Annotated in this window: 5 protein-coding genes and 1 rRNA gene; all 6 read left to right on the top strand. The window is 75.9% G+C overall.

Translation table 11 applies throughout. The features are described from left to right. A 5S ribosomal RNA gene (gene rrf / locus ABT015_RS28150) occupies nucleotides 1–92 on the top strand; the annotation flags it as partial. Between the two features lie 464 nt (nucleotides 93–556). Then, nucleotides 557–787 (top strand): hypothetical protein, encoded by a 231-nt coding sequence (locus tag ABT015_RS28145; protein ID WP_350883880.1) that lies wholly within the window; start codon nucleotides 557–559, stop codon nucleotides 785–787. 4 nt (nucleotides 788–791) lie between these two features. Further along, nucleotides 792–1,094 carry an immunity 53 family protein gene (locus tag ABT015_RS28140; protein WP_350883878.1) on the top strand — a complete coding sequence of 101 codons (303 nt, stop codon included), beginning with the start codon at nucleotides 792–794 and terminating at the stop codon, nucleotides 1,092–1,094. Between the two features lie 515 nt (nucleotides 1,095–1,609). Beyond that, entirely contained in the window at nucleotides 1,610–2,212 is a 603-nt protein-coding gene (locus ABT015_RS28135; RefSeq protein WP_350883876.1) for a hypothetical protein, read from the top strand. 1,000 nt (nucleotides 2,213–3,212) lie between these two features. After that, the gene (locus ABT015_RS28130; RefSeq protein WP_350883874.1) at nucleotides 3,213–4,562 is read left to right on the top strand and encodes a serine hydrolase domain-containing protein; all 1,350 of its coding nucleotides are present in this window, start codon (nucleotides 3,213–3,215) and stop codon (nucleotides 4,560–4,562) included. A 176-nt stretch (nucleotides 4,563–4,738) separates the two neighbouring features. Further along, the gene (locus ABT015_RS28125) at nucleotides 4,739–23,626 is read left to right on the top strand and encodes a non-ribosomal peptide synthetase (protein ID WP_350883872.1); all 18,888 of its coding nucleotides are present in this window, start codon (nucleotides 4,739–4,741) and stop codon (nucleotides 23,624–23,626) included. Nucleotides 23,627–23,633: the final 7 nt, after the last annotated feature.

The raw sequence follows: 23,633 nt of genomic DNA, 5'->3' as shown, positions 1-23,633 counted from the left end.
CGCCCGGTTACATTCCGAACCCGGAAGCTAAGCCTTACAGCGCCGATGGTACTGCAGGGGGGACCCTGTGGGAGAGTAGGACGCCGCCGAACAATCATTCACAGAGAACCCCCATCCGGGAGACCGGATGGGGGTTCTCTGCATTTCCGGGGTCGGGGCCTTGGAACTCCGAGGCCTCAGAGTTGGAGCTTGAATCCGACGTGTGACGGGACGAAGCCTAGCTTCTCGTAGAAGCGGTGGGCGTCGGAAGCTATCGGTGCGGGTCGACGCTGACGTAGCCAAGGCCGCAGGTGTGGCGGCCAGTGACGCGGCGCCACGGGGTCATCGTGTCGTACGGGCGGGCGTAGCTGCCGGCCTCCGTGGCGGCGCGGCTGGGGGGCCATGGGCGCCGAACAGGGGCTCCAGGAGGAGGAGCTGGAAGGTCTCGGTGCCGGGCCCTGTAGGCCCCCACCCTGCGAATCGGCCCGGCCCGCTTGGCGGCCGTCCGGGTACGGCGAAGGCCGTTGACTCCCATCCCAGGGCGATCGATGATGCCGGGAACGCTTACCCGCATTCGATGATCGTCAGGGAAGGTGGCGACACCGGCGACGTCAAGAAGTATTCGGAGTGGGCGCCCAATACCAATCCGAGGGATCCCTGGTCGTTCGATCTGGTCAAGCGATTCGACAGGTATGGGCCGACGCACACCAATGCGGATGGGACAGTGGTCCCCACTCCGCACATCAACGAGGCCGATGGCTCGGCCCGCCCGTTGCACGACTGGGAGAAGCCGATGGGATGTCCGTGATCGTATGAATGCTCTGGAATTCCTTCAGTCCTGGTACGAGTCCCAGTGCAACGAAGACTGGGAGCATGAGTTCGGCGTTCGGATTGAAACGCTCGATAATCCTGGATGGACGATCGAGATCGACCTGATCGATACTGAAATTGAAGGGCGTCAACTGAGGAAGACCAAGCAGGAGGCTCCGGGCGGCCGATGGATCTGGTCCTGGTCCGATGGCGAAAAATTTGAGGCATCATGTGATCCCTTCTCACTGGAGAGTGCGATTCTCCGGTTCAAGGAATTTGTTGAGGCTCGCATCGAGGGCATGTAGCCAGTCCCACAGATGGCCTGCAAACACAGGCTGTCCGTCGACACTGCCCCGGACATGCGCGGCCCCACCACCTAAGTAGGTGGTGGGGCCGCGCCAATTTGCGAAGTCAGATGGTGCCGCCGTTTCGCCGGGCGGATGATCGAGGCTGGTGACTCGATGGACCTGAGGATCGAGGTTTCTCAGCTGACCCCGAGTTTCGTTCCGCCGGCAGGCTGGGACGATCGGCGGAGGGGAATCGCTGCGACGTCGTGAAGTGCGGGGGAGCGGCATCGCAGCCGATTGCCGTGGATAGCCGTCCACGTGCATCAGGTGGTGCTCGCCCGCTGCATCCATTCTGATCCAGGGCTCGGTCCGTGGTCGCCGAACAACCCGTAACCGGGTATTCGGCCTCAGTCGGAAGCACCCCCTGACGTGCGCCGTCGCGCCCGCCGGTCGAACGCGGGCGGGTGCGTCGGCCGTGGTACCGGTAGAGGCCGGTCGGCGGTCGGCGCGAGGACGGATGCGGGAGGACAGCGATGGCCTGGTACCAGGGGCAGAGCCGGATCACGGTGACGGCGGTGGAGGGGCAGTGGCCGCAGCGGGCGGTGGTGACGGTGCGCGGCGGCCGTCCGGTCGAGATTCCCGGGACGGTCGGGGCGAGCCACCTCGTGGACGCCGAGCGCTGGGAGCTCGACCTGGAGCACCGGCGGGAGGGCGAGTGGTGTCCCAACATCCGCGCGGTGCAGGGGCGCTGGCAGGAGGTCCGGGGTGTGCTGACGCAGGTGGTGCACAGTCGCAACCGGGACGGGTGCGGTGACCGCAGCGACCGGAACCTGGTGCTGCGGATCGAGCGGGTCGAATCGGGCGGTGGCGCGCCGGTGGACGTGGCCGCGCAGGGCCGCGCGACCGCGCCGCGCACCTCGACGGACCGGCCGGTGGCGGCGTCCGGGGCGTCGGCCCCGCGGACTTCCGCCGCGCCGGTGCGCGGGACGTCGACGACCTCGTCGGCGCCGACCGTACGGACCAGCGGTTCGGGGATCGAGTCGGCCGGGTCGGGTTCGTCCGCTCCGTCGCGCGCGGTGACGTCCACCGGTGCCGCGGCGACTCCGCCCTCGACCGGCCGTTCCTGGCGGGGCTGACGGGCGTTCTGAGCCCGCCCGCGTTACGGCGCGTGGCGGATCCGCCTCGGCCGCCCCGCTCCCGGGGCGGCCGAGCGCGGCAGTCCTTCCGTGACCCGGGCGCGTACAGGCGCACCAGGGCACACGCGCACCAGGGCACACGCGCATCAGAGCCCTCATTGATCCACTCGCGACGCACCTGATCTGTTCCGTCGCATTCCTGCACAACCGCCCCAGGCGTCAGGGGAATCACTCGACTATTCCCGTGGAAACCTGGCCGGGTGGCCGGGAAGATCCGGGTGCCACAGTTTCGGCCAAAGAATTCACACCCGTCATCAGGCGTTCCGGGCGTGGCCGTGAGTCACACCAGCGATTTTGCGGTTCCGATTACGGGGAGAGTTGCTTTCCGTTCAATCGCCAGGGGTTGCGAGCGGGTGACCCGCCGTGAAGACTGTTCCGCGTTCGTCGTTCCGAGCGTTCGGGCCGTCACGGTATTGCCCGGTCCTCGCGACGGTCGTGGCAGGTTCCGCACGGTGGTTGCGGGGAGGGATCGCAGGGGGGATAGGCATGCTGGGCGCAACGATCGCGCAGGTCAGGGCCGTTGGAGCGGCCGACTGGAGCGTTCGGGATTCCTGTCCGGCCCCGCCTGCGGGGTGAGGTCATTCGGCGGTCGGCCGTTCGCCGCTCACCGTTCCCGCTCACCGTTCCTCCCGTTCGCCGTTCCTGGGCGGTGTGGAATTCGGATCGCATTCGCACCGCCCGGTCGGGGAGCGCCGAAGCGGCCCGGAACGGTTCCCGTGGGGCGCGTGCGGCGCCCTGCCGGGAGCCGTCGGGGATTCCCGTTCGCACCCGCCGGCCGTCATCGGCAGGGCTTCCGTCGATTCCCGTTGTTCCCGCGAGTCTTGAGTCGAGGAGCGCAGGTGGCAGGAAATTTCACGGTGTTCTCCACGCTAATCCGGAATTCATCCGCGGACGCTTGCCGCGCCCGCATCTGAGCACCAGTCGACGGGAGCGTCCGCCCATGCCGTACCCCAGTTCCGCGCCCGTCCGCGAGCGCGCGCCGTTCCTCTTACGCCGCGAACTGCAGCACCGGCTCGACACGCTCGCGCGCACCCACCGGGTGCCGGGCGCCCAGGTGGTGCTGGACACCGGCGCGGAGGTCGTGGCCCTGCACACCGGTGTGGCCGACGCCGCCACCGGTGCGCCCTTCACCGGGGACACCGTCGTGCCGGTGGGATCGCTCACCAAGCCCTACACGGCGGCCCTGGTGATGCTCCTCGCCGATGACGGCGACCTCGACCTCGACGACCGGGTCGCCGATCACCTGCCCGAGCTTCGCCGGATGCCTGCAGTAACGATTCGCCAACTCCTCAGCCACACCGGCGGACTGCCCACCGGGCCGGACTCCGACGCCGCCGCCCGGACCACCGCGGCGCACTACCTGTCGTCCGTGTGCACGGCCGGGGACGCGCTCTTCCCGCCCGGGACGGACTTCTCCTACTCCAACGCCGGCTACGTCGCCGCCGGACGCCTGGTGGAGGCGGTGACCGGGATGCCCTGGCACGAGGCCGTGGCCGCCCTGCTGCTCGAACCGCTCGGCACCGTGCCCGTGTTCGTCGACGCGAGCGCACCCGCCCGCCCGGTCGCCGCCGGGCACGCGCTCAACGCCGCGACCGGCCGGGCCCGGCCGGTCCGGCAGAACCTGGCCCCGCTGGAGGCCCCGGCCGGCGCCCTGCTGGCGAGCGCCGCGGACCTCGCCGCGCTCGGCGGCGCCCTGGTCGGCCGGGCCAAGGCCCTGCCCCCCGCCGTCGCCGAGGAGATGCGCCGCCCGCAGCCCGGCGCCCGGCCGGGTGCGCTCGCGGACGGCTGGGGCCCGGGTCTCGCCCTCTACCAGCAGGACGGCCGCCTGTGGTGCGGCCACGACGGCAACGCCATGGGGACCTCCTGCCACCTGCGGGCCGACCCGGACAGCGGCGTGGTGGTCGCCTTCGCGGGCAACGCCGGCGCCGCCACCGCGCTCTGGCGCGAGCTCGCGGCCGACCTGGCCGAACTGGCGGGCGTCCGGGTGCCCGCCGCGATCGCGTCGGTGGGCGCGGGCGAGCCCGTCGCCCTGCCCGAGTGCGCGGGCACCTACCGCAACGGTTCGATCCGGTACCGCGTCGAGCCCGCGGGCGACGGATCGTCAACGCTCTCCGTAGACGGGGACCTGCCGCTACCCCTGCGCTGTTTCGCCGACCTCTCCTACGACCTGCTCGCCCCCGACACCGGCCGCCCCGAGCCGGGCGGGCGCTTCCACCGGGATCCCGCCACCGGCGTGATCGACCGGGTGCAGGTGTCCGGGCGAACGGCGCGGCGCGCCGACCCCGCCTGAGGCGCCTTCCGCCCGCCGGCCGCTGCCCGTCGGCCGAGGCGTCCGCCGCCGTGCCGACGCCGCTCCACCGGGCGCACCCCCCGCTCCCCCCGGCCCCCGTTCCCGGGCCCGAGGGCCGGCCCCCGCCTGCCCCGCCGCCCGCATCGCCTCCTCCCCGTCCGGAAGGACCTACCGCCATGACCGACCGGCCTGCCCAGCCCGCGCGTTCGTCCGCTCCGCCGCAGGCCGGCGACACCCCTGGCGCCCCGGGGACCGATGCCGCCCCGCCGCCGGCGCACCGGACGCTCGACGCGCTGTTCGCCGCCCAGGTGGCCCGCGCGCCGCACGCGCCCGCGGTGACCGACGGCCGGCGCAGCTGGACGTACCGGGAACTGGCCGACCGGGTCGAGCGCCTGGCGTGTGACCTCGCACGGCGCGGCGCCGGGACGGACCGGACGGTGGCGCTGGTCCTGCCGCGCTCGATGGAACTGGTCGCGGCGGAGCTGGCCGTCGCACGGACGGGTGCCGCCTTCCTGCCCGTGGATCCGGCCTACCCCGCCGGGAGACGGGCGCTGATGCTCGCCGACGCCGCCCCCGCCGTCGTCCTGGACGATCCGGCCCGGGTCCGCGCGCTGCTGGAGACGGACCCGGCCGACACCACGGACCGGGCCGACACCGCGGACCGGGCCGACACTGCGGACACGCCCGGCAGCACGGACACGCCCGGTACCGCCGCCGCGCCCGACGCCGGCCTGCCGGGCCCGACCGGCACCGACCACGCGGCGTACGTGATCTACACCTCGGGCTCCACCGGGACGCCCAAGGGCGTGGTCGTCACCCACCGGGGGATCGGCGGCTTCGCCGAGGCGGCCCGCGCGCACTACGCCGTGCGCCCCGGCGACCGGGTGCTGCAGTTCTCCTCGCCCAGCTTCGACGCCTCCGTCCTCGAACTGTTCATCTCCGTGCTGGCCGGGGCCACGCTGGTGATCCCCCCGCACGGCCCCTGGCTGGGCGAGGAACTCGCCGCCGTGCTCGACGAGCACCGCATCACCCACGCCCTCATCCCGCCGGCCGCCCTGGCCACCGTGCCCGGCGGCGCGGGCCGCCGTCTGCGCACGCTGATCGTCGGAGCCGAGGCCTGCCCCGCCGAACTGGTCGACCGCTGGGCGCCCGGCCGGCGCATGATCAACTCCTACGGCCCGACCGAGGCGACCATCGTCGCCACCTGGACCGGCCCGCTGACCGCCGGCAGCGGCGCACCCCCCATCGGCGGCGCGCTGCCGCACACCCGGGCGTACGTGCTCGACGCGGCGATGCGGCCCCAACCACCGGGTGCCGAAGGCGAGTTGTGCGTCGGCGGGGAGGGCGTGGCCCGTGGCTACCTGGGCCGCCCCGGCCTGACCGCCGGGCGCTTCGTCGCCGACCCCTTCGGCCCGCCCGGCGCCCGGCTCTACCGCACCGGAGACCGCGCCCGGTGGACCGCCGACGGGGAACTGGAGTTCCTCGGCCGGCTCGACCGGCAGGTGAAGATCCGCGGCTTCCGGATCGAGCCGGGGGAGATCGAGGCCGCCCTGCGGGCGCACCCCGCCGTCGATCAGGCCGTCGTCGTGGTCCGGGAGGACGAACCGGGCCGCGAACGCCTGGTCGGCTACGCCACGCCCGCCGACCCGGAGCACGCCCCGGACCCGGCGGCGCTGCGCGCGGCGCTGGCCGCCGCCCTGCCGGCCCACCTGGTGCCGTCCGCCGTGGTCGTCCTGGCCGCGTTGCCGCTCACCCCGCAGCACAAGATCGACCAGCAGGCACTGCCCGCACCCGCCCGCTCCGGGGCGGCCGCACCCGTCGCCCCGCGCACCGAGCGCGAACGCGCCCTGGCCGCCATCTGGGCCGAGGTCCTCGGCGTCGACGAGGTGGGGGCCACGGACGACTTCTTCGACCTGGGCGGCGACTCTATCCTCGCCGCCCGGACCCTGGCCCGGGTCACCGAGCGGCTGGGCGTCCGGCTCACGCTCCGGGACGTCTTCACCGCGCGGACCGTCGCCGCCCTGGCCCCGCTGGTGGACGAGCGGCACACCGCCGCGCCGCCGGAGCCGATCCCGCCCGCCCCGCGCGAGGAGCCGCTGCCGCTGTCCAGCGCCCAGCGCCGCCTGTGGTTCCTCGACGACCTCACCGTCGGGGGGACGGAGTACAACACCGGCGTGGCCCTGCGGCTGCACGGGACGGCGGACCCGGAGGCCCTGCACCGGGCCCTGGGCCGGCTCGCCGCCCGCCACGACTCGCTGCGCACCACCTTCGCCACCGTCGACGGGCAGCTCGTGCAGCGCGTCGCGGCGGCGGGCGCCCTGCCGCTGCGCACCGCGGACGTCGGCGACCGGCCGGCGGGGGAGCGCGCCGAGGCGGCCGAACGGCTGCTGACCGAGGAGTTGAACCGGCCCTACGACCTGGCGGACGGCCCGCTCGCCCGGGCGCTGCTGGTCCGCCTCGCCGCCGACGAGCACCTGCTGCTGCTGGCGCAGCACCACATCATCACCGACGGCTGGTCGGTGGGCGTCCTCACCCGCGAGCTGGCCGCGCTCTACCGGGCGGAGGTCTCCGGCGAGCCGGACGCGCTCGCCGCCCCCGCCCTCCAGTACCCCGACTTCGCGCGCTGGGAGCAGCACCGGCGGACCCGGGCCGGAGCGGAGGACGCGCCGGACCTCGCCTACTGGAAGCGGAACCTGGCGGAGCTGCAACCCCTGCAACTGCCCACCGACCGGCCCCGGCCCGCCCAGCGCACGACGAACGGCGCGGCGCACCGCCACCGCCTCCCGGCCGAACTGGTGGCCCGGCTGCGGCACCTCGCCGCGGGCCGCGGCACGACGCTGTTCACCCTGTTCGCGGGGGCGTCCGCGCTGCTGTTCTCGCGCTACTCCGGCCAGCGGGACGTGGCGTTCGGCACCGTCACCACCGGGCGCGACCGGCGGGAGCTGGAGGAGGTGACCGGCTTCTTCGTCAACACCGTGGTGCTGCGCGGCGACGTGGACGAGCGGGCGACCGTCGACCGGTTCGTGGAGAGCGTGCGCACCACCCTGCTGGACGCCTTCGCCCACGCCGCGGTGCCCTTCGACCGGGTGGTCGAGGAACTGGCCCCGCCCCGCGACCCGAGCCGCACCCCGCTGGTCCAGGTCATGGTCGTCCAGCAGAGCCCCACCACGCCGCCGCCCGCCGCAGGCCTGCGCTTCGAGGACCACCCGCTGCCCCGCCCGGCCGCCCGGTTCGACCTGGTGCTGGAGTTCACCCCGGAGGACACCGACGGCTGCGCGCTGACGGTGGAGTACAACACGGACCTGTTCGACGCCCGGACGGTGGCCCGGATGGCCCACCACCTGCACCGCCTGCTGGCGGGCATGGCGGACGGCCCGCAGCGCATCCTCGCCGAACTGCCCATGCTCTCCGAGGAGGAGCAGCGCACGCTGCTCGACTCCTGGAACCCGCCCGCGCACGCCGCCGGCGACCTCCCGGACACCGTGCTGCCCGTGCTGTTCGAGGCGCAGGCGGCCCGCACGCCCGGGCGGACCGCCGTCGGCTGCGGCCCGGTGCGGCGGGACTACGCGGAGGTCAACCGGCGGGCCAACCGCCTCGCCCGGCTGCTGGTCGCCCGGGGCGCGGGCCCCGAGCGGCTGGTCGCGCTGTGCCTGCCGCGCTCCGCCGACCTGCCGTCGGTGCTGTGGGCCGTGCTCAAGTCGGGTGCGGCGTACCTGCCGGTGGACCCGGGCTACCCGGCCGAGCGGATCCGCTTCATGCTGGCGGACGCCGGGCCCGCGCTGGTCCTCGCCACCCGGGAGACGGCGGCCGCGCTGCCCGAGGGGTGGCCCGTCCTGCTGCTGGAGGACAGCGCCGACCTGGCCGCCGACGCCGGCCCGGCAGGCACCGGCCCGGCGGACCGCGACGACACCGGGGACGCCGACCTCGCGGACGCCGACCGCCTCCGGCCGCTGCTGCCGGAGCACCCCGCCTACGTCATCTACACCTCGGGGTCGACCGGCCGGCCCAAGGGCGTCGTGATCACCCACCGCAGCGTCGTCGCCCTCGCCCGCTGGGCGGCCGAGCGGTTCGGGCCCGGCGGGCTGGACCACGTGGTCGCCGCCACCTCGCTCAACTTCGACGTGTCGGTTTTCGAACTGCTCTGCCCGCTGCTCGCGGGCGGGAGCGTCGAGGTGGTCGCCGACCTGGCCGCCCTCGCCGAGGAGCCGGCCCCGCGCCGCGTCGGCCTGGTCAGCGGCGTGCCCTCGGTGATCTCCCGGCTGCTCGCCGGGGGCGCCGCCCCGGTCGACGCGGGCACCGTCGTGCTGGCCGGCGAGGCCCTCTCCGCCCAGGCGGTGGGCGACCTGCGGCGCGCCCTGCCCGGCAGCGCGATCGCCAACATCTACGGCCCCACCGAGGCCACCGTCTACGCCACCGCCTGGTTCGCCGGTGACCGGCTGCCGGAGCAGGCGCCGCCGATCGGCAGGCCGCTCGCGCTGACCCGGACGTACGTCCTGGACCCCGGGCTGCGCCCGCAACCGCCGGGCGTGGTCGGCGAGTTGTACCTCGGTGGCGGCGGCCTGGCGCGCGGCTACCTGGGCCGCCCCGGGCTCACCTCCGCCCGGTTCGTCGCCGACCCGTACGGCGCGCCGGGGGAGCGGATGTACCGCACCGGCGACCGGGTGCGGTGGAACGCCGACGGCGACCTGGAGTACCTCGGCCGGATCGACCAGCAGGTCAAGGTGCGCGGCTTCCGGATCGAACTGGGCGAGGTGGAGGAGGCGCTGCGGCGCTGCGAGGGCGTGGCGGAGGCGGCCGCCACCGTCGCCGACGGCGGGGGCCACCGGCGCCTGGTCGGCTACGTGGTCCCCGTCCCGGGCGGGCGGGTGGAGCCCGAGGCCGTACGCCGGGCGCTCGGCCTGGCCCTGCCGGACTACCTGGTGCCCTCGGTCGTCGTGCCGCTGCCCGCGCTGCCGCTCAACCCCAACGGCAAACTCGACCGGAGCCGGCTGCCCGACCCGGGGCCGGCCGTGCCCGCCGTACGCCACGTCGCCCCCCGGACCCCCGCCGAACAGGCGCTCGCCGCCATCTGGGCGGAGGTGCTGCGGCTGGAACGGGTCGGCGCGGACGACAACTTCTTCGACCTCGGCGGCGACTCCATCCTCGGCATCCAGGTGGTGGCCCGCTCCCGGCAGGCAGGGCTGGCGGTGACCTCCGGGGACCTCTACCGGCACCAGACGGTCGCCGCGCTGGCCCGGTGCGCGGACGACGCCGAACGGCCGGCCGTGACCGCCCGGGTGGCCGCCACCGGGGCGGGCGTCCTGACCCCGATCCAGCGCTGGTGGCTCGACCGGGCCGCTGGGCGCGCCGGGCACTTCAACCAGGCGCTCTCCCTCCTGCTGGGCGCCGACGTGGACCGGGCGGCACTGGAGGACGCCCTGAACGACGTGGTCGCCCACCACGACGCGCTGCGCTCCGCCTTCACGGCTGACCTCGTAGAGCCCGATCCCGCAGAGCCCGATCCCGCAGAGCCCGGTCCCGCAGAGCCTCGCAGCGGCGAGATCGGTACCGGCGCCGGGGTGCGCTGGCGGATCGACGAGCGGGCGCCCCGGATCCGCCTGGGCCGGCACACGGGCCCGGACGGCGACACCCCGCACTTCGGCCCCTTTGACCTGGGCGGCGGCGACGGCCCGCTGCTGCGCGCCGTGCTGCACGAGCGCGGTGCCGGGCAGCCGCCGGTCCTGCACCTGGCCGTCCACCACCTGGTCGTCGACGGGGTCTCCTGGCGGGTGCTGGCGGAGGACCTCGACGCGGCCTACCGCGCCCGCCGCGACGGCCGGGACGGGGCGGCGGCCCTGCCGGCGAAGTCCTCGCCGCTGCGGCAGTGGGGCGAGCGGCTCGGCGCCCACGCCGCGGCCGGCGGCTTCGAGGACGAGACGGAGTACTGGGCGCGGGCCGTCCCCGCGCAGGACGGCGACGCCCCGGCGGACCCGTTCCCGGCCGACCTCGCGGGGGCCGACACCCACGCCTCGGCCCGCTCCGTCACCGTGCGCCTCGACCCCGCCGACACCGCCGCCCTCCTGCGCACCCTGCCCGACACCTACCGCACCCAGGCCAACGACGTGCTGCTGAGCGCCCTCGGCCGGGCCCTGTGCGGGGCGAGCGGGCAGGAACGGGTCGTGGTGGACGTCGAGGGGCACGGCCGCGAGGAGCTGTTCGCCGACCTCGACCTGAGCCGCACGGTCGGCTGGTTCACCACCCGGCACCCCGTGGCGCTGGCCGTGCCCGCCGGGGCCGACTGGGACGGCGTCCTCAAGCGGGTCAAGGAGCAGCTGCGCGCCGTCCCCCGACGGGGCCTCGGTTTCGACGCCCTGCGCCACCTGGGGCGCCCCGGCACGGCCCCCGACGCCCCGGCCGCGCGGATCAGCTTCAACTACCTCGGCCGGATGTCCTTCCCGCAGGACGCGGCCGGGCTCTACCGCGGCACCTTCCGGCCCCTGGAACTGGACGCCGACCCGCGCGTCGAGCGCCCGCACGCCCTGGAGGTGGTCGGCCGGCTCGACGGCGACGCGCTGGAGTTCAGCTGGTTCTACTCCGGCGCCGTGCACCGGTGCGACACCGTCGAGGCCCTGGCCCGGCGCTTCGCCGCCGAGCTGGCCGACCTCGCGCGGTACGCGGCCCGCCCGGGCGCCGCCGGGCGCACCCCGTCCGACTTCCCGCTGGCCCGGCTCGACCAGGCGGCCGTGGACCTGATCACCGGCGACGACCCGGGCGCGGTGGAGGACGTCCTCCCGCTGACGCCGACCCAGTCCGGGATGCTCTTCCACGGCCTCGCCGAGGAGGACAGCGGCGCCTACTTCCAGCAGCTGGACTTCGTCCTGGACGGCGTGCCCGACCCCGGGCGGCTCGCCGCCGCCTGGCAGTGGGTCACCGACCGCACCCCGGTGCTGCGCGCCCACGTCCGCTGGCAGGAGGTGCCCGAGCCGCTGCTGGTGGTGCGGCGGCGGGCGGCCGTTCCGGTCGGTCACCTGGACTGGCGCGAGCTGCCCGAGTCCGAGCGCAGGGGCCGGCTGGCCGAGCTTTTGGACCGCGACCGGGCCCGCGGCCTGGACCTGGCCCTGGCCCCGCTCCAGCGCCTGCTGCTCATCCGCCTCTCCGACACCCGGGTGCGCGTGCTGTGGTCCTTCCACCACCTCGTCCTGGACGGCTGGAGCCTCTTCCAGGTGCTGTCCGACGTGTTCGCCGTGCACGCCGCGGCGGCCCGCTCCGGGCCGGAGGCGGGAGAACTCCCGTCCGGCACCGAACCCTTCGGCACCGAACCCTCCTTCGGCACCGTCCCGTACGGCACGGTGCCGGAGCGCCGGCCCTACCGCGACTTCGTGGCCTGGCTGCGCGAGCGCGACCCGGCGGAGGCCGAGCAGCACTGGCACGGGCGCCTGGCCGGGCTGGCCGAGCCGACGCCGCTGCCGTACGACCGCGAGCCGCGCCAGAGCCACCGCGCGGAATCCACCCGGGCCGTGCCGTTCACCCTCCCCGCCGCCGAGACCCGGGCGCTGGAAGGCCTCGCGCGCAGCTCCGGCCTGACCCTGAACACCCTGGTCCAGGGCGCCTGGGCGATCCTGCTGGGCCGTCAGGCGAACCGGGACGAGGTGGTGTTCGGCACCACCTCGTCCGGGCGGCCGCCCGAGCTGCCCGGCGTCGAGTCGATGACCGGCCTGTTCATCACCACCCTGCCCACCCGGACGGCCGTGCCCGCCGGCGGCACCCTGCTCGACTGGCTCCGCACGCTGCAACGGGAGCAGGGCGAGGACCGGCGCCACGGCTTCGTCCCGCTCACCCGTCTGCGGGCCGCCACCGACCTCCCCGAGCAGACCGCCCTGTTCGACAGCATCGTCGTCTTCGAGAACTACCCGGTCGAGGACGACGCGGCCGCCGCGCACGGCCTGCGCCTGCGCGACCTGGACGGCATCGAGACCACCAACTACCCGCTCGCGCTGCTGGCCTACCCGGGGCCGGAGCTGGCCCTGCGGCTGTGCTACGACCCGCGGCTGTTCGACGAGGCCACCGTCCGGCGGATGGCCGGGCAGCTCACGGCCGTCCTGACGGGACTGCCCGGGAGCGCCGGGAGCGCGCCCGCGCGCGTGCCGCTGCTGACCGCCGGGGAGCGCCGGCGGATCCTCGTCGACTGGAACGCCACCGCCGTCGAACGGACCGAGCGCGACATCGCGGACCTGTTCGCCGAGCAGGTGCGCCGCAGCCCGGACGCCGTCGCCCTGGAGGCGGGCCACGAGCGCCTCGGCTACCGCGACCTCGATGCCCGCGCCGCCGCCCTGGCCGGCCGGCTGGCCGCGCTCGGCGTCGGCGTCGAGCACCCGGTCGGCGTGCTCATGGACCGCTCCGTCGACCTGGTCGTCGCCCAGCTGGCGCTGGTCCGGATCGGCGGGGTCTACGTGCCGCTGGACGCCAGGGCGCCGCGCGAGCGGCTGCAGCTGATGCTGGCCGAGGCCGGCGCGGACCTGCTGCTCACCGACGCGCACGGGGACCGCATGGCCCGCGAACTGCGGCCGGACGGGCAGGTGCTCCGCGTCGACGGGCAGACCTTCGCCGACCGGCCGGTCCCGGCCGCCGTCCCGGTGCCCCACCCCGACAACGTCCAGTACCTGATGTTCACCTCGGGCTCCACCGGCACCCCCAAGGGCGTCGCGGTGCGCCGGCGCGACGTCGCCGCGCTCGCCCTGGACCGCGCCTTCACCGGCCACGACCGGGTGCTCGTGCACTCCCCGCACGCCTTCGACGCCGCCACCTACGAGCTGTGGGTGCCGCTGCTGCGCGGCGGCACCGCCGTGCTGGCCCCGCCGGAGGACCTGGACGCCGCCGCCGTCCGCCGCGCCGTCACCGAGCAGGGCGTGCAATGCCTGTGGCTGACCGCCGGCCTGTTCCGGCTCCTCGCCCAGGAGGACCCGGGCTGCCTGCGCGGCGCCCGGGAGGTGTGGACCGGCGGCGAGGCGGTGCCCGGCGCGGTCGTGCGCCGCGTCCTGGAGGCCTGCCCCGACCTCACCGTGGTCGACGGCTACGGCCCGACCGAGACCACCACCTTCGCCACCCGCCGGGCCTTCCGCCCCGGGGACCGGCTGCCCGCCGTGCTGCCGATCGGACGCCCGCTGGACGACACCCGGGTGTACCTGCTGGACGGCGCCCTCCAGCCGCAACCGCCCGGCATCACCGGCGAGTTGTACATCGCCGGCGCCGGAGTCGCGCGCGGCTACGCGGGCCGGCCCGGCGAGACCGCCGCCCGCTACCTCGCCGACCCCTTCGGGCCGCCCGGCGGCCGGATGTACCGCACCGGCGACACCGCCCGGTGGAGCGAGGACGGCGAACTGCACTTCGTGGGCCGCGCGGACGACCAGATCAAGATCCGCGGCTTCCGCATCGAACCCGCCGAGATCGAGGCACGGCTCACCGCCCACCCGGCCGTCGCGGAGGCCGTCGTCTCGCTCCACGAGGACGCGGGGCGCAAGCGGCTGGCCGCCCACCTGGTGCCGGCCGGCGGCGCCGAGCCGCCCTCCGCCACGGCGCTGCGCGCCCACCTGGCCGCCGACCTGCCCGACTACATGCTGCCCGCGGCCTTCGTCACGGTCGCCGAACTGCCGCTGACCGCCAACGGCAAGGTGGACCGCAGGCGGCTGCCCGCCCCCGACTGGTCGGCGGCGGGGAGCCGAGACCACCGCGCCCCGACCACCGACACCGAACGCGTCCTCACCGCGATCTGGGCGGAACTGCTCGGCGTGGAGCGGGTCGGGGTCGACGACGACTTCTTCCTGCTCGGCGGCGACTCGATCCTGAGCATCCAGGTCGTCTCCCGCGCCCGCGCCGCCGGTCTCGCGCTGTCCCCCCGCGACCTGTTCCGGCACCCCACCGTCGCCGCGCTGGCCGCCGCCGCCGGCACCGCCGCCACCGTCGCCGGCACCGAACCCGTCAGCGGAGAGGTGGGCCTGACGCCCATCCAGCACTGGTTCCTCGACCCGCACCCGCCGTACGCCGCGTCCTTCGACCAGTCCGTCGTGGTGGAGGCTCCCGGCGAGGTCGACCCGCAGGCCCTGCGCCGCGCCCTGGCCGCCCTGTGGGCCCACCACGACGCCCTGCGCTGCCGCTTCACCACCGGGGAGGACGGCGCCTGGCAGCAGCACTGCGCCCCCGCGGACGCCGCCGCCCCCGAACTGCTGGAGGTCGTCGACCTCGGCGCCCTGGACCGGGCGGCGGCCGAGGCCGCCGAGGCGCGGGCCACCGAGGCCGCGCACGCCGCGTTCCGGCTGGACACCCTCCCGCTGCTCACCGCCCGCCTGTTCACCACCGACGGCACCCGGCCCGCCCGGCTGCTGCTGGCCGTCCACCACCTGGTCGTCGACGGCGTCTCCTGGCGGATCCTGCTGGAGGACCTGGAGACCGCCTACCGGCAGGCCGTGGAGGGCCGGCCGCTGCGCCTGCCCGCCCGCACCACCTCCGTCCGGGAGTGGACCCGCCGCCTGCGCGAGCACACCGCGGCCGGCGGCTTCGCGGACCGGCGCGACCACTGGGCGGCGGCCGCCCGGCACTGCGCGGCCGCGCTGCCGGTGGACGGCGACGGCGGCAACACCGCCGCCGACCTGCGCGCCGTCACCGTCCGGCTGGACCGAGAGCGCACCGGGGACCTGCTGCGCAAGGTCCCCGGGGTCTACCGCACCCGGATCGACGATGTCCTGCTCACCGCCCTGGGCCGGGTGCTCGCCGAGTGGACCGGACGGCGCACCGTCGCGATCGGCCTGGAGGGGCACGGCCGCGAGGACCAGCTGTTCGAGGACGTCGACCTGTCCCGCACGGTCGGCTGGTTCACCTCGCTCCACCCCGTCGCCCTCGACGTCCCGGACGGGGACTGGGGCACCGCGCTGAAGGCCGTCAAGGAGCAGCTGCGGGCGGTGCCGGAGCGCGGCCTAGGCTACGGCGCGCTGCGCCACCTCGCCCGGGACGAGCGGCTCGCCGGCGCCCCGCTCCCCGGGATCAGCTTCAACTACCTGGGCCGCTTCGACTGGTCGGTCGACGGCGCCGCCCTGGTGCGCGCCGTCCCCGGCGGCCTCGGCGGCGCGGAGGCGCCCGGCACCGAGCGCCCGCACCTGCTGGACGTGATCGCCCGGGTCGAGGACGACCGGCTGGAGATCGGCTGGTACTACAGCGCCGGCCGGCACCACGAACGGACCGTCACCGCGCTCGCGGACGCCATGCTGCGCGCCCTGGAGGACCTCGTCGCCCACTGCGCCGAGCCCGGCGCCGGCGGCCGCACCCCCGCCGACTTCCCGCTGGCCCGGCTGGACCAGGCGGCGGTGGACCGGATCGCCGGGGACGGCCGCTCCGTCGCCGACGTGTACCCGCTGACGGCGATGCAGGCGGGCATGCTCTTCCACAGCCTGCTGGACCCGGACGCCCACACCTACGTCAACCAGGTCCAGCTGGTCCTCTCCGGGATCACCGACCCGCACGCCCTGGCCGCCGCCTGGCAGCAGACCGTGGACGCCAACGCGGTGCTGCGCACCCGGCTCGCCTGGCAGGACACCGCCGAACCGCTCCAGGTCGTCCAGCACCGGGCCGCCGTCCCGGTGACCCACCACGACTGGACCGGCCGCCCGGCCGACCGGATCGAACGGGACACCGCCCGGCTGCTCGCCGAGGACCGGGCGGCCGGCCTCGACCTGGCCGCCGCACCGCTGATGCGGCTGACCCTGGTCCGGCTGTCGCCGACCCGGGTGCGGGTGGTGTGGACCTTCCACCACGTCCTGCTCGACGGGTGGAGCGCGGCCCAGGTCTTCGACGAGGTGTGCGAGCGGTACGCCGCCCTGGCCGCCGGGCGCCGGCCGAACCCGGCCGCGCGCGCCCCCTTCGCCGACTACCTGCGCTGGCTGTCCGGGCAGGACCCGGCGCGGGTCGAGCGGTACTGGCGCGACACGCTGGCCGGCTTCCCCGCCCCCACCGAACTGCCCCGCGACCGGCGCCCGGCCGAGGCGCACCGCGCCTCCTCCTCCGCATCGGTGCGGGTGACCCTCGACAACGACCTGTCGGAGCGGCTGCGGACCACCGCCCGGCAGGCCGGGCTGACCGTCAACACCGTGCTCCAGGGCGCCTGGGCACTGCTGCTCTCCCGCTACGGCGGCGGGGACGACGTGGTCTTCGGCACGATCGTCTCCGGCCGGCCCGCCGAACTCCCGGGCGTCACCTCGATGGTCGGGCTGTTCATCAACGCGCTGCCCACCCGGGTGCGGATCGACGCCGGCCGCTCGCTGCTGGAGTGGCTGCGGGAGCTCCAGGACGCCCAGTCGGAGGCCCGCCGCTACGACGCCGTCTCCCTGGCGCAGCTCCAGAACTGGAGCGAACTGCCGGGCGGCACCGCCCTGTTCGACAGCATCGTGGTCTTCGAGAACTACCCGTTCGACGCGCAGGCGCTGACCAGGCACGGCCTGGGCGTCGAGACCGAGCACGTCCTGGAGCCGACCAACTACCCGCTCGGCGTGGTGGTCGCTCCCGGCGACGCCATCGCGGTCAGCCTCGACCACGACCCGGCCGTCTTCGACACCGCCACCGTCGAGGCGCTCGGGGCGGGCCTGCACACCCTGCTGACGGCGATGGCGGACGGCCTCGACCGGCCGGCGGCCCACCTGCCGCTGCTCGACCCGCCGCGGGGGCGCGCACTCGTCGACCGCTTCGGCGGGGCGGCGGTCGAGGCACCGCAGGACACCGTGCCGGAGGCCTTCGCCCGGCAGGCCGCCCGCACGCCCGACGCCCCGGCCGTCCGCTGCGGCGACGTGCTGCTGACCTACCGGGAGCTCGACGAACGGGCCAACCGGCTGGCCCGGCTGCTGATCGCGGCCGGCGCCGGGCCCGAGCGGTTCGTCGCGCTCGCGCTGCCCCGCACCGCCGACCTGGTCGTGGCGCTGCTGGCGGTGCTCAAGAGCGGCGCCGCCTACCTGCCGGTCGACCCCGGGTACCCGGCCGAGCGGATCGCGTTCCTCTTCGCGGACGTGCGGCCCGACGCCGTGGTCACCGACACGGAGACCGGAGGACGGCTGCCGACCGGCCCGTTCACCCGGATCGTGCTCGACGACCCGGGGTGCGCCGAACGGCTCGCCGCCGCCCGCCCCGACGCCGTGCGCGACGACGAACGGCTCGGCGCCCTGCTGTCGCAGCACCCCGCGTACGTCATCCACACCTCCGGCTCGACCGGCCGCCCCAAGGGCGTTGTGGTCGCCCACGCCTCGGTCCTGGCCCTGACCGACTGGGCCGCCGCCGAGTTCGCCGACCACGGCCTGGCCCACGTGGTGGCCGCCACCTCGCTCAACTTCGACGTGTCGGTGTTCGAGATCTTCTCGCCGCTGCTCGCCGGCGGCCGCGTGGAACTCGTCCGGGACCTGCTGGCCCTGGCCGAGCGCCCCGGGCCGTGGCGGGCCGGCCTGCTCAGCGCGGTGCCCTCCGCCCTGGGCGGCCTCCTCGCGGAGGACGCCGTGCACCTCGGCGCGGACACCGTCGTCCTGGCCGGCGAGGCCCTGCCCGCCCGCATCGTGCGCCGGCTGCGCGAGGCCGTCCCCGGCTGCCGGGTGCTGAACATCTACGGCCCCACCGAGGCCACCGTCTACGCCACCGCCTTCGCCTGCGACCCCGCCGACCCCGACCGCGACCCGCCGATCGGCCGCCCGGTCGGCGGCGCCCGGGCGTACGTCCTGGACGACCGGCTGCGCCCGGTGCCCGTCGGCGCGCCGGGGGAGCTGTACCTGGCCGGCACCGGCGTCGCCCGCGGCTACCTGCGCCGCCCGGGCCTGACCGCCGCCCGGTTCCTGCCCGACCCCTTCGGCCCGCCCGGGCGCCGGATGTACCGCACCGGGGACCTGGTGCGGTGGACGGCCGACGGCGACCTCTGCTACCTCGGCCGCGCGGACGACCAGGTCAAGGTGCGCGGCTTCCGGATCGAACTCGGCGAGGTCGAGGCCGCCCTGGCCCGCCACCCGCAGGTGTCGGCGGCCGCCGCCCGGGTCGTCGACCACGACGGCCACCGGCGCCTGGTGGGCTACGCGGTGGCCCGCGACGGCGGGCTGCCGAGCCCCGTCGAGTGGCGCGCCTTCCTCGGGAGCACCCTCCCCGACCACCTGGTGCCCGCGCTGGTGGTGCCGCTGGAGCGGCTGCCGCTCGGCGCCACCGGCAAACTCGACCGCCGCGCGCTGCCCGCCCCGGTGTGGGCCGCCCCGGCCGCACGCGGCGAGCGACCGCCGCGCACCGAGACCGAACGGACCCTCGCCGCGATCTGGCGCGAGGTGCTCGGCGTGCCCGACGTGGGCGCGGACGACAACTACTTCGCGCTCGGCGGCGACTCGATCCTGGGCATCCAGATCGTCTCCGCGGCCCGCCGGGCCGGCCTCGCGCTCACCCCCCGGCACCTGTTCGCCCACCAGACCCTGGCCGAACTCGCCCTCGCCGCCGAGGAGTCGCCGAGCCCGGCGGTCGCCGCCGAACAGGGCGCCGTGATCGGCGACGCCCCGCTCACCCCTGTCCAGCACTGGCTGCTGGACACCCTCGGCGGGGACACCGCCCAGTTCACCCAGGCGGTCTCCTTCACCCTCGCCCCCGACACCGAGGAGCCCCTGCTGCGGGCCGCGCTCGCCGCCGTCCTGGACCACCACGACGCGCTGCGCCTGCGGTTCCAGCCGCTCGGCGACGGGCGCTGGCGCCAGCACGGCACCGCGCCCGGCGAGGCGCCGGAACTGCGCACGCACCACCTGCCCGCCGCCCCGGCGCAGGAGCGCGAGGCGACGCTGCGCGAGCTGGCCGAGCGCCTGGCCGCGGGCTTCGACCTGGCCGAAGGGCCGCTGCTGCGGGCCGCGCTGTGCCGCTTCGACGGCGAGCGGCACCCCGTCCTGCTGCTGGCCGCGCACCACCTGGTGGTCGACGCGGTGTCCTGGCGCGTGCTCCTGGAGGACCTGGACACCGCCCACCGCGCGCTGAGCGCGGGCGAACGCCCCGACCTCGGCCCCAAGAGCACCTCCTTCCGGGCCTGGGCCGAACGCCTCGCCGAGCACACCGCGGCCGGCGGCTTCGACGACGAGCACACCCACTGGTACGGCCTGGAGCACGGCGCCGCGACCGCCCTGCCGACCGACCTCGACGGCGCCAACACCGCCGCCACCGAGGAGTCGCTGGACCTCGCCCTGGACGCCGAGGACACCCGCCGGCTGCTCCAGGACGTCCCGGAGGTCTACCGCACCCGGGTCAACGACGTCCTGCTCTGCGCCCTGGGCCGGGTGCTGGCCCGCTGGACCGGCCGGGACCGGGTGACGGTCGCCCTGGAGGGCCACGGCCGCGAGGAACTGTTCGACGGCGTCGACCTCTCCCGGACCGTCGGCTGGTTCACCACGCTGTACCCCGTGGCCCTGGACGTGCCCCTGGGCGCCGACACCGGCACCGCCCTGAAGACCGTCAAGGAGAACCTGCGCGCCGTACCGCGCGGCGGGCTCGGCTACGGCGCCCTGCGCCACCTGCGGCCCGCCGCCACTGTCGAGCCCCGGCTGCCCGACCTGCCGCAGATCGGCTTCAACTACCTGGGCCGGCAGGACCGGACCCCCGCCCCCGGCGGCCTGCTGCACGCCCCGGCCGGCCCGCTCACCGGTGGCATGGACCGGGCCGCGGACCGGCCGCACCTGCTGGACGTGCTCGGCCGGGTGAGCGACGGGAGGCTGGCGTTCACCTGGTCGTACTCCCGCGCGGTGCACCACCGCGCGACCGTCGTCCGGCTCGCCGCCGAACTGCTGGACGAGCTGCGGGAGATCGTCCGCCACTGCGCCGCGCCCGGCGCGGGCGGCCGCACCCCCGCCGACTACCCGCTGGCCGCCCTGGACCAGGCCGCCGTCGACCGACTGGCCGGCACCGGACGGGACGTGACGGAGATCCAGCCGCTCACCCCCACCCAGACCGGCATGGTGCTGCACGGCCTGGACGAGGCCGAACACGGCCTGTACGTCGAGCAGATCACCTTCGTGCTGGACGGCGCCCGCGACCTGCGGCCGCTGGCCGCCGCCTGGCAGCACGTCGTCGACCGCACCCCCGTGCTGCGCACCGCCGTCGTCCTGCGCGACGTGCCCGTACCCCTTCAGGTGGTCCACCGGGACGTGACGCTGCCGGTCACCGAACACGACTGGAGCGCACTGCCGGAAGCCGAGCGCGAAGCCCGCCTGGAGCGGCTGCTCGCCGACCAGCGGGCCCGCCCGCTGGCCCTGGACCGGGCCCCGCTGATGCGGCTCGACCTGATCCGGCTCGGGCCGGACGCGGCGCGCGTGGTGTGGACCTTCCACCACGTGCTGCTCGACGGGTGGAGCGTCTTCCACGTCCTGTCCGACGTCCTGGCCGCCCACGCCGCGCTCGCCCGCGGCGACCGGCCGGGCCTGCCCGAGCGCCGGCCCTTCGCGGACTACGTCGGCTGGCTGGCCGCCCGCGACACCGGCGCCGCCGCGGAGCACTGGCGCGGCGTCCTGGCCGACCTCACCACCACCGCGCTGCCCTACGACCGCAGGCCCGCCCCGGGCGACACGGCCCGCTCCGGCACCTGGCTCTCGCACCGCCTGGACGAGGCCGAGACGGACCGGCTCCAGGAGTTCGCCCGCCGGCACCGCCTCACCCTCAACACCCTGGTGCAGGGCGCCTGGGCGCTGCTGCTGTCGCGGTGGAGCGGGGAGCAGCGGGTGTGCTTCGGCACCACCGTCTCCGGGCGCCCGGCCGACCTGGCCGGCTCCGACGCCATCGTCGGCCTGTTCATCACCACCCTGCCCGCCCGCGTCACCGTCGACGGCGCCCAGCCCTGTGCCGCCTGGCTGCGCGCGCTCCAGGAGGAGCAGGCCGAGGACCGCCGCTTCGACCACCTGCCGCTGGCCGCGATGCACGGCCTGAGCGGGCTGGCCCCCGGGACGGCGCTGTTCGACAGCCTGGTGGTCTTCGAGAACTACCCGGTCGGCGACGCGACGGCCGGCGCCCACGGCCTGCTGATCCGCGAACTGGACGCCAGGGAGGCCACCAACTACCCGCTCACCGTGGTCGTCTCGCCCGGCGACCGGCTCGCCGTCGAACTCGGCCACGACCCCCGGTACATCGACCGGAACACCGCCGGGAAACTGGCCGCCCAACTGCTGCACACCCTCGCCGCACTGGCCGGCTCGGACGGCACCGCCCGTCTGGACGACCTCGACCTGCTTCCGCCCGGGGAACGCGAGCGGCTGCTGCGCGGCCCGGCCCGCCCGGCGGGCGCCCCGGTACCCCCGGCGGCCCTGCCCGCCCTGGTCGAGGCCGCCGTGGACCGCCGGCCGCACGCCCCGGCGCTGAGCGCCCCCGGGCTGGAGCTGACCTTCGCCGAGGCCGAGGCGCACGCCAACCGCCTGGCGCACCGGCTCATCGCGCGCGGCGCCGGCCCCGGCGAGGTGGTGGCCCTCCTGCTGCCGCGCTCGGCGGACATGGTGCTCGCCCAGCTGGCGGTGGCGAAGACCGGCGCCGCGTTCCTACCGATCGACCCCCACTACCCCGACGAGCGTGTCGAGTTCATGCTGCGCGACGCCGCGCCCGCACTCACCCTGGACGCCAAGGAGGTCGCGGCGCTGCTGGCCGCCCCGCCGGACGGCGCCCCCGACCACCGCCCCGCCGACCCCGACCGGATCCGCCCGCTCGACCTGGACGACCCCGCCTACGTCATCTACACCTCCGGCTCCACCGGCACCCCGAAGGGCGTCGTCCTCACCCACCGCGGGCTGGCCGCCTTCGCCGCCGCCGAGGCCGAGCACTACCGAGTGGCGCCGGGGGACCGGGTGCTGGCCTTCGCCACCCCCAGCTTCGACGCCTCCGTGCTCGAACTGTGCATGTCCCTGCCGCACGGCGCCCGGCTGGTGGTGCCCGCACCCGGACCGCTGCTCGGCGCCCGACTGGCCGAGGTGCTCCGGGCGGAGGCGATCACCCACACCCTGCTGCCGCCGGCCGCCCTCGCCACCCTGCCCGCCCACACCCCCGGCACGCTTCCCGCGCTCAGGACCCTGGTGGTCGGCGCCGAAGCGTGCGGCGCCGACCTGGTGGCCCGCTGGGCCCCGCACCACCGCATGGTCAACTCCTACGGCCCCACCGAGGCCACCGTGGTCGCCGCCTGGTCCGCGCCGCTGACCCCGGACGGCGCCGCGCCGCCGATCGGCCGCCCGCTGCCCGGCACCGGCGCCTACGTCCTGGACGCCCGGCTCCGGCCGGTGCCCGACGGCGTCACCGGCGAACTGTGGCTGAGCGGACCGGCCCTGGCCCGCGGCTACCTCGGCCGGCCGGGCCTGACCGCCGCCCGCTTCACCGCCGACCCGTACGGGCCGCCCGGCACCCGGATGTACCGCACCGGCGACCTGGTGCGCCGCGACCACCGGGGCGAACTGCACTACCTGGGCCGCACCGACCACCAGCTCAAGCTGCGCGGCCACCGCATCGAGGCGGGCGAGGTCGAGGCCGTCCTGGCGCGCCACCCGGCCGTGCTGGACGCCGTGGTGACGGTGCGGGAGGACGAGCCAGGGCTGCCCCGCCTGGTCGCCCACCTGCTCGCGGCCCCCGGCGCCGAACCGCCGACCGGAGCCGAACTGCGCGCCCTGGCCGCCCGTTCCCTGCCCGGCCACCTCGTCCCCTCGGCCTTCGCCGTCCTCGACCGCTTCCCGCTCACCGCGAGCGGCAAGACCGACCGCGCCGCGCTGCCCGCCCCCGACCCCGAGGAGGAGCAGCGGCCCGACCGGCTGGCGCCCCGCACGCCCACCGAGGAGGCCGTGGCCGAGATCTGGGCCGAGACCCTGCGGACGGCCGTGGGCGTGACGGACGACTTCTTCCAGCTGGGCGGCGACTCCATGCGGGCCCTGCTGATCGCCTCCCGCGCCAACGATGCCTTCGGCGTCACGCTCACCCCCCGCGACGTCCTGGTCTCCCGCACCGTGGCCGCCCTGGCGGAGCTGGTGGAGGACCAGGTACTGAGCGAACTCGAAGACGCCGCGTCCGGCGGCCCCGACGATGACGAACGGTGACGAACGG

Source organism: Kitasatospora sp. NPDC094016 (genome assembly GCF_040304045.1).
Classification (GTDB): Bacteria; Actinomycetota; Actinomycetes; order Streptomycetales; family Streptomycetaceae; genus Kitasatospora.
This window is presented reverse-complemented; position numbering and strand designations above follow the sequence as displayed.

Excerpts from the sequence above, each read along its gene's own strand:
- ABT015_RS28145 (WP_350883880.1), top strand. The coding sequence starts at position 557 with ATGATCGTCAGGGAAGGTGGCGACACCGGCGACGTCAAGAAGTATTCG.
- ABT015_RS28125 (WP_350883872.1), top strand. The coding sequence starts at position 4,739 with ATGACCGACCGGCCTGCCCAGCCCGCGCGTTCGTCCGCTCCGCCGCAG.
- ABT015_RS28140 (WP_350883878.1), top strand. The coding sequence starts at position 792 with ATGAATGCTCTGGAATTCCTTCAGTCCTGGTACGAGTCCCAGTGCAAC.
- ABT015_RS28135 (WP_350883876.1), top strand. The coding sequence starts at position 1,610 with ATGGCCTGGTACCAGGGGCAGAGCCGGATCACGGTGACGGCGGTGGAG.
- ABT015_RS28130 (WP_350883874.1), top strand. The coding sequence starts at position 3,213 with ATGCCGTACCCCAGTTCCGCGCCCGTCCGCGAGCGCGCGCCGTTCCTC.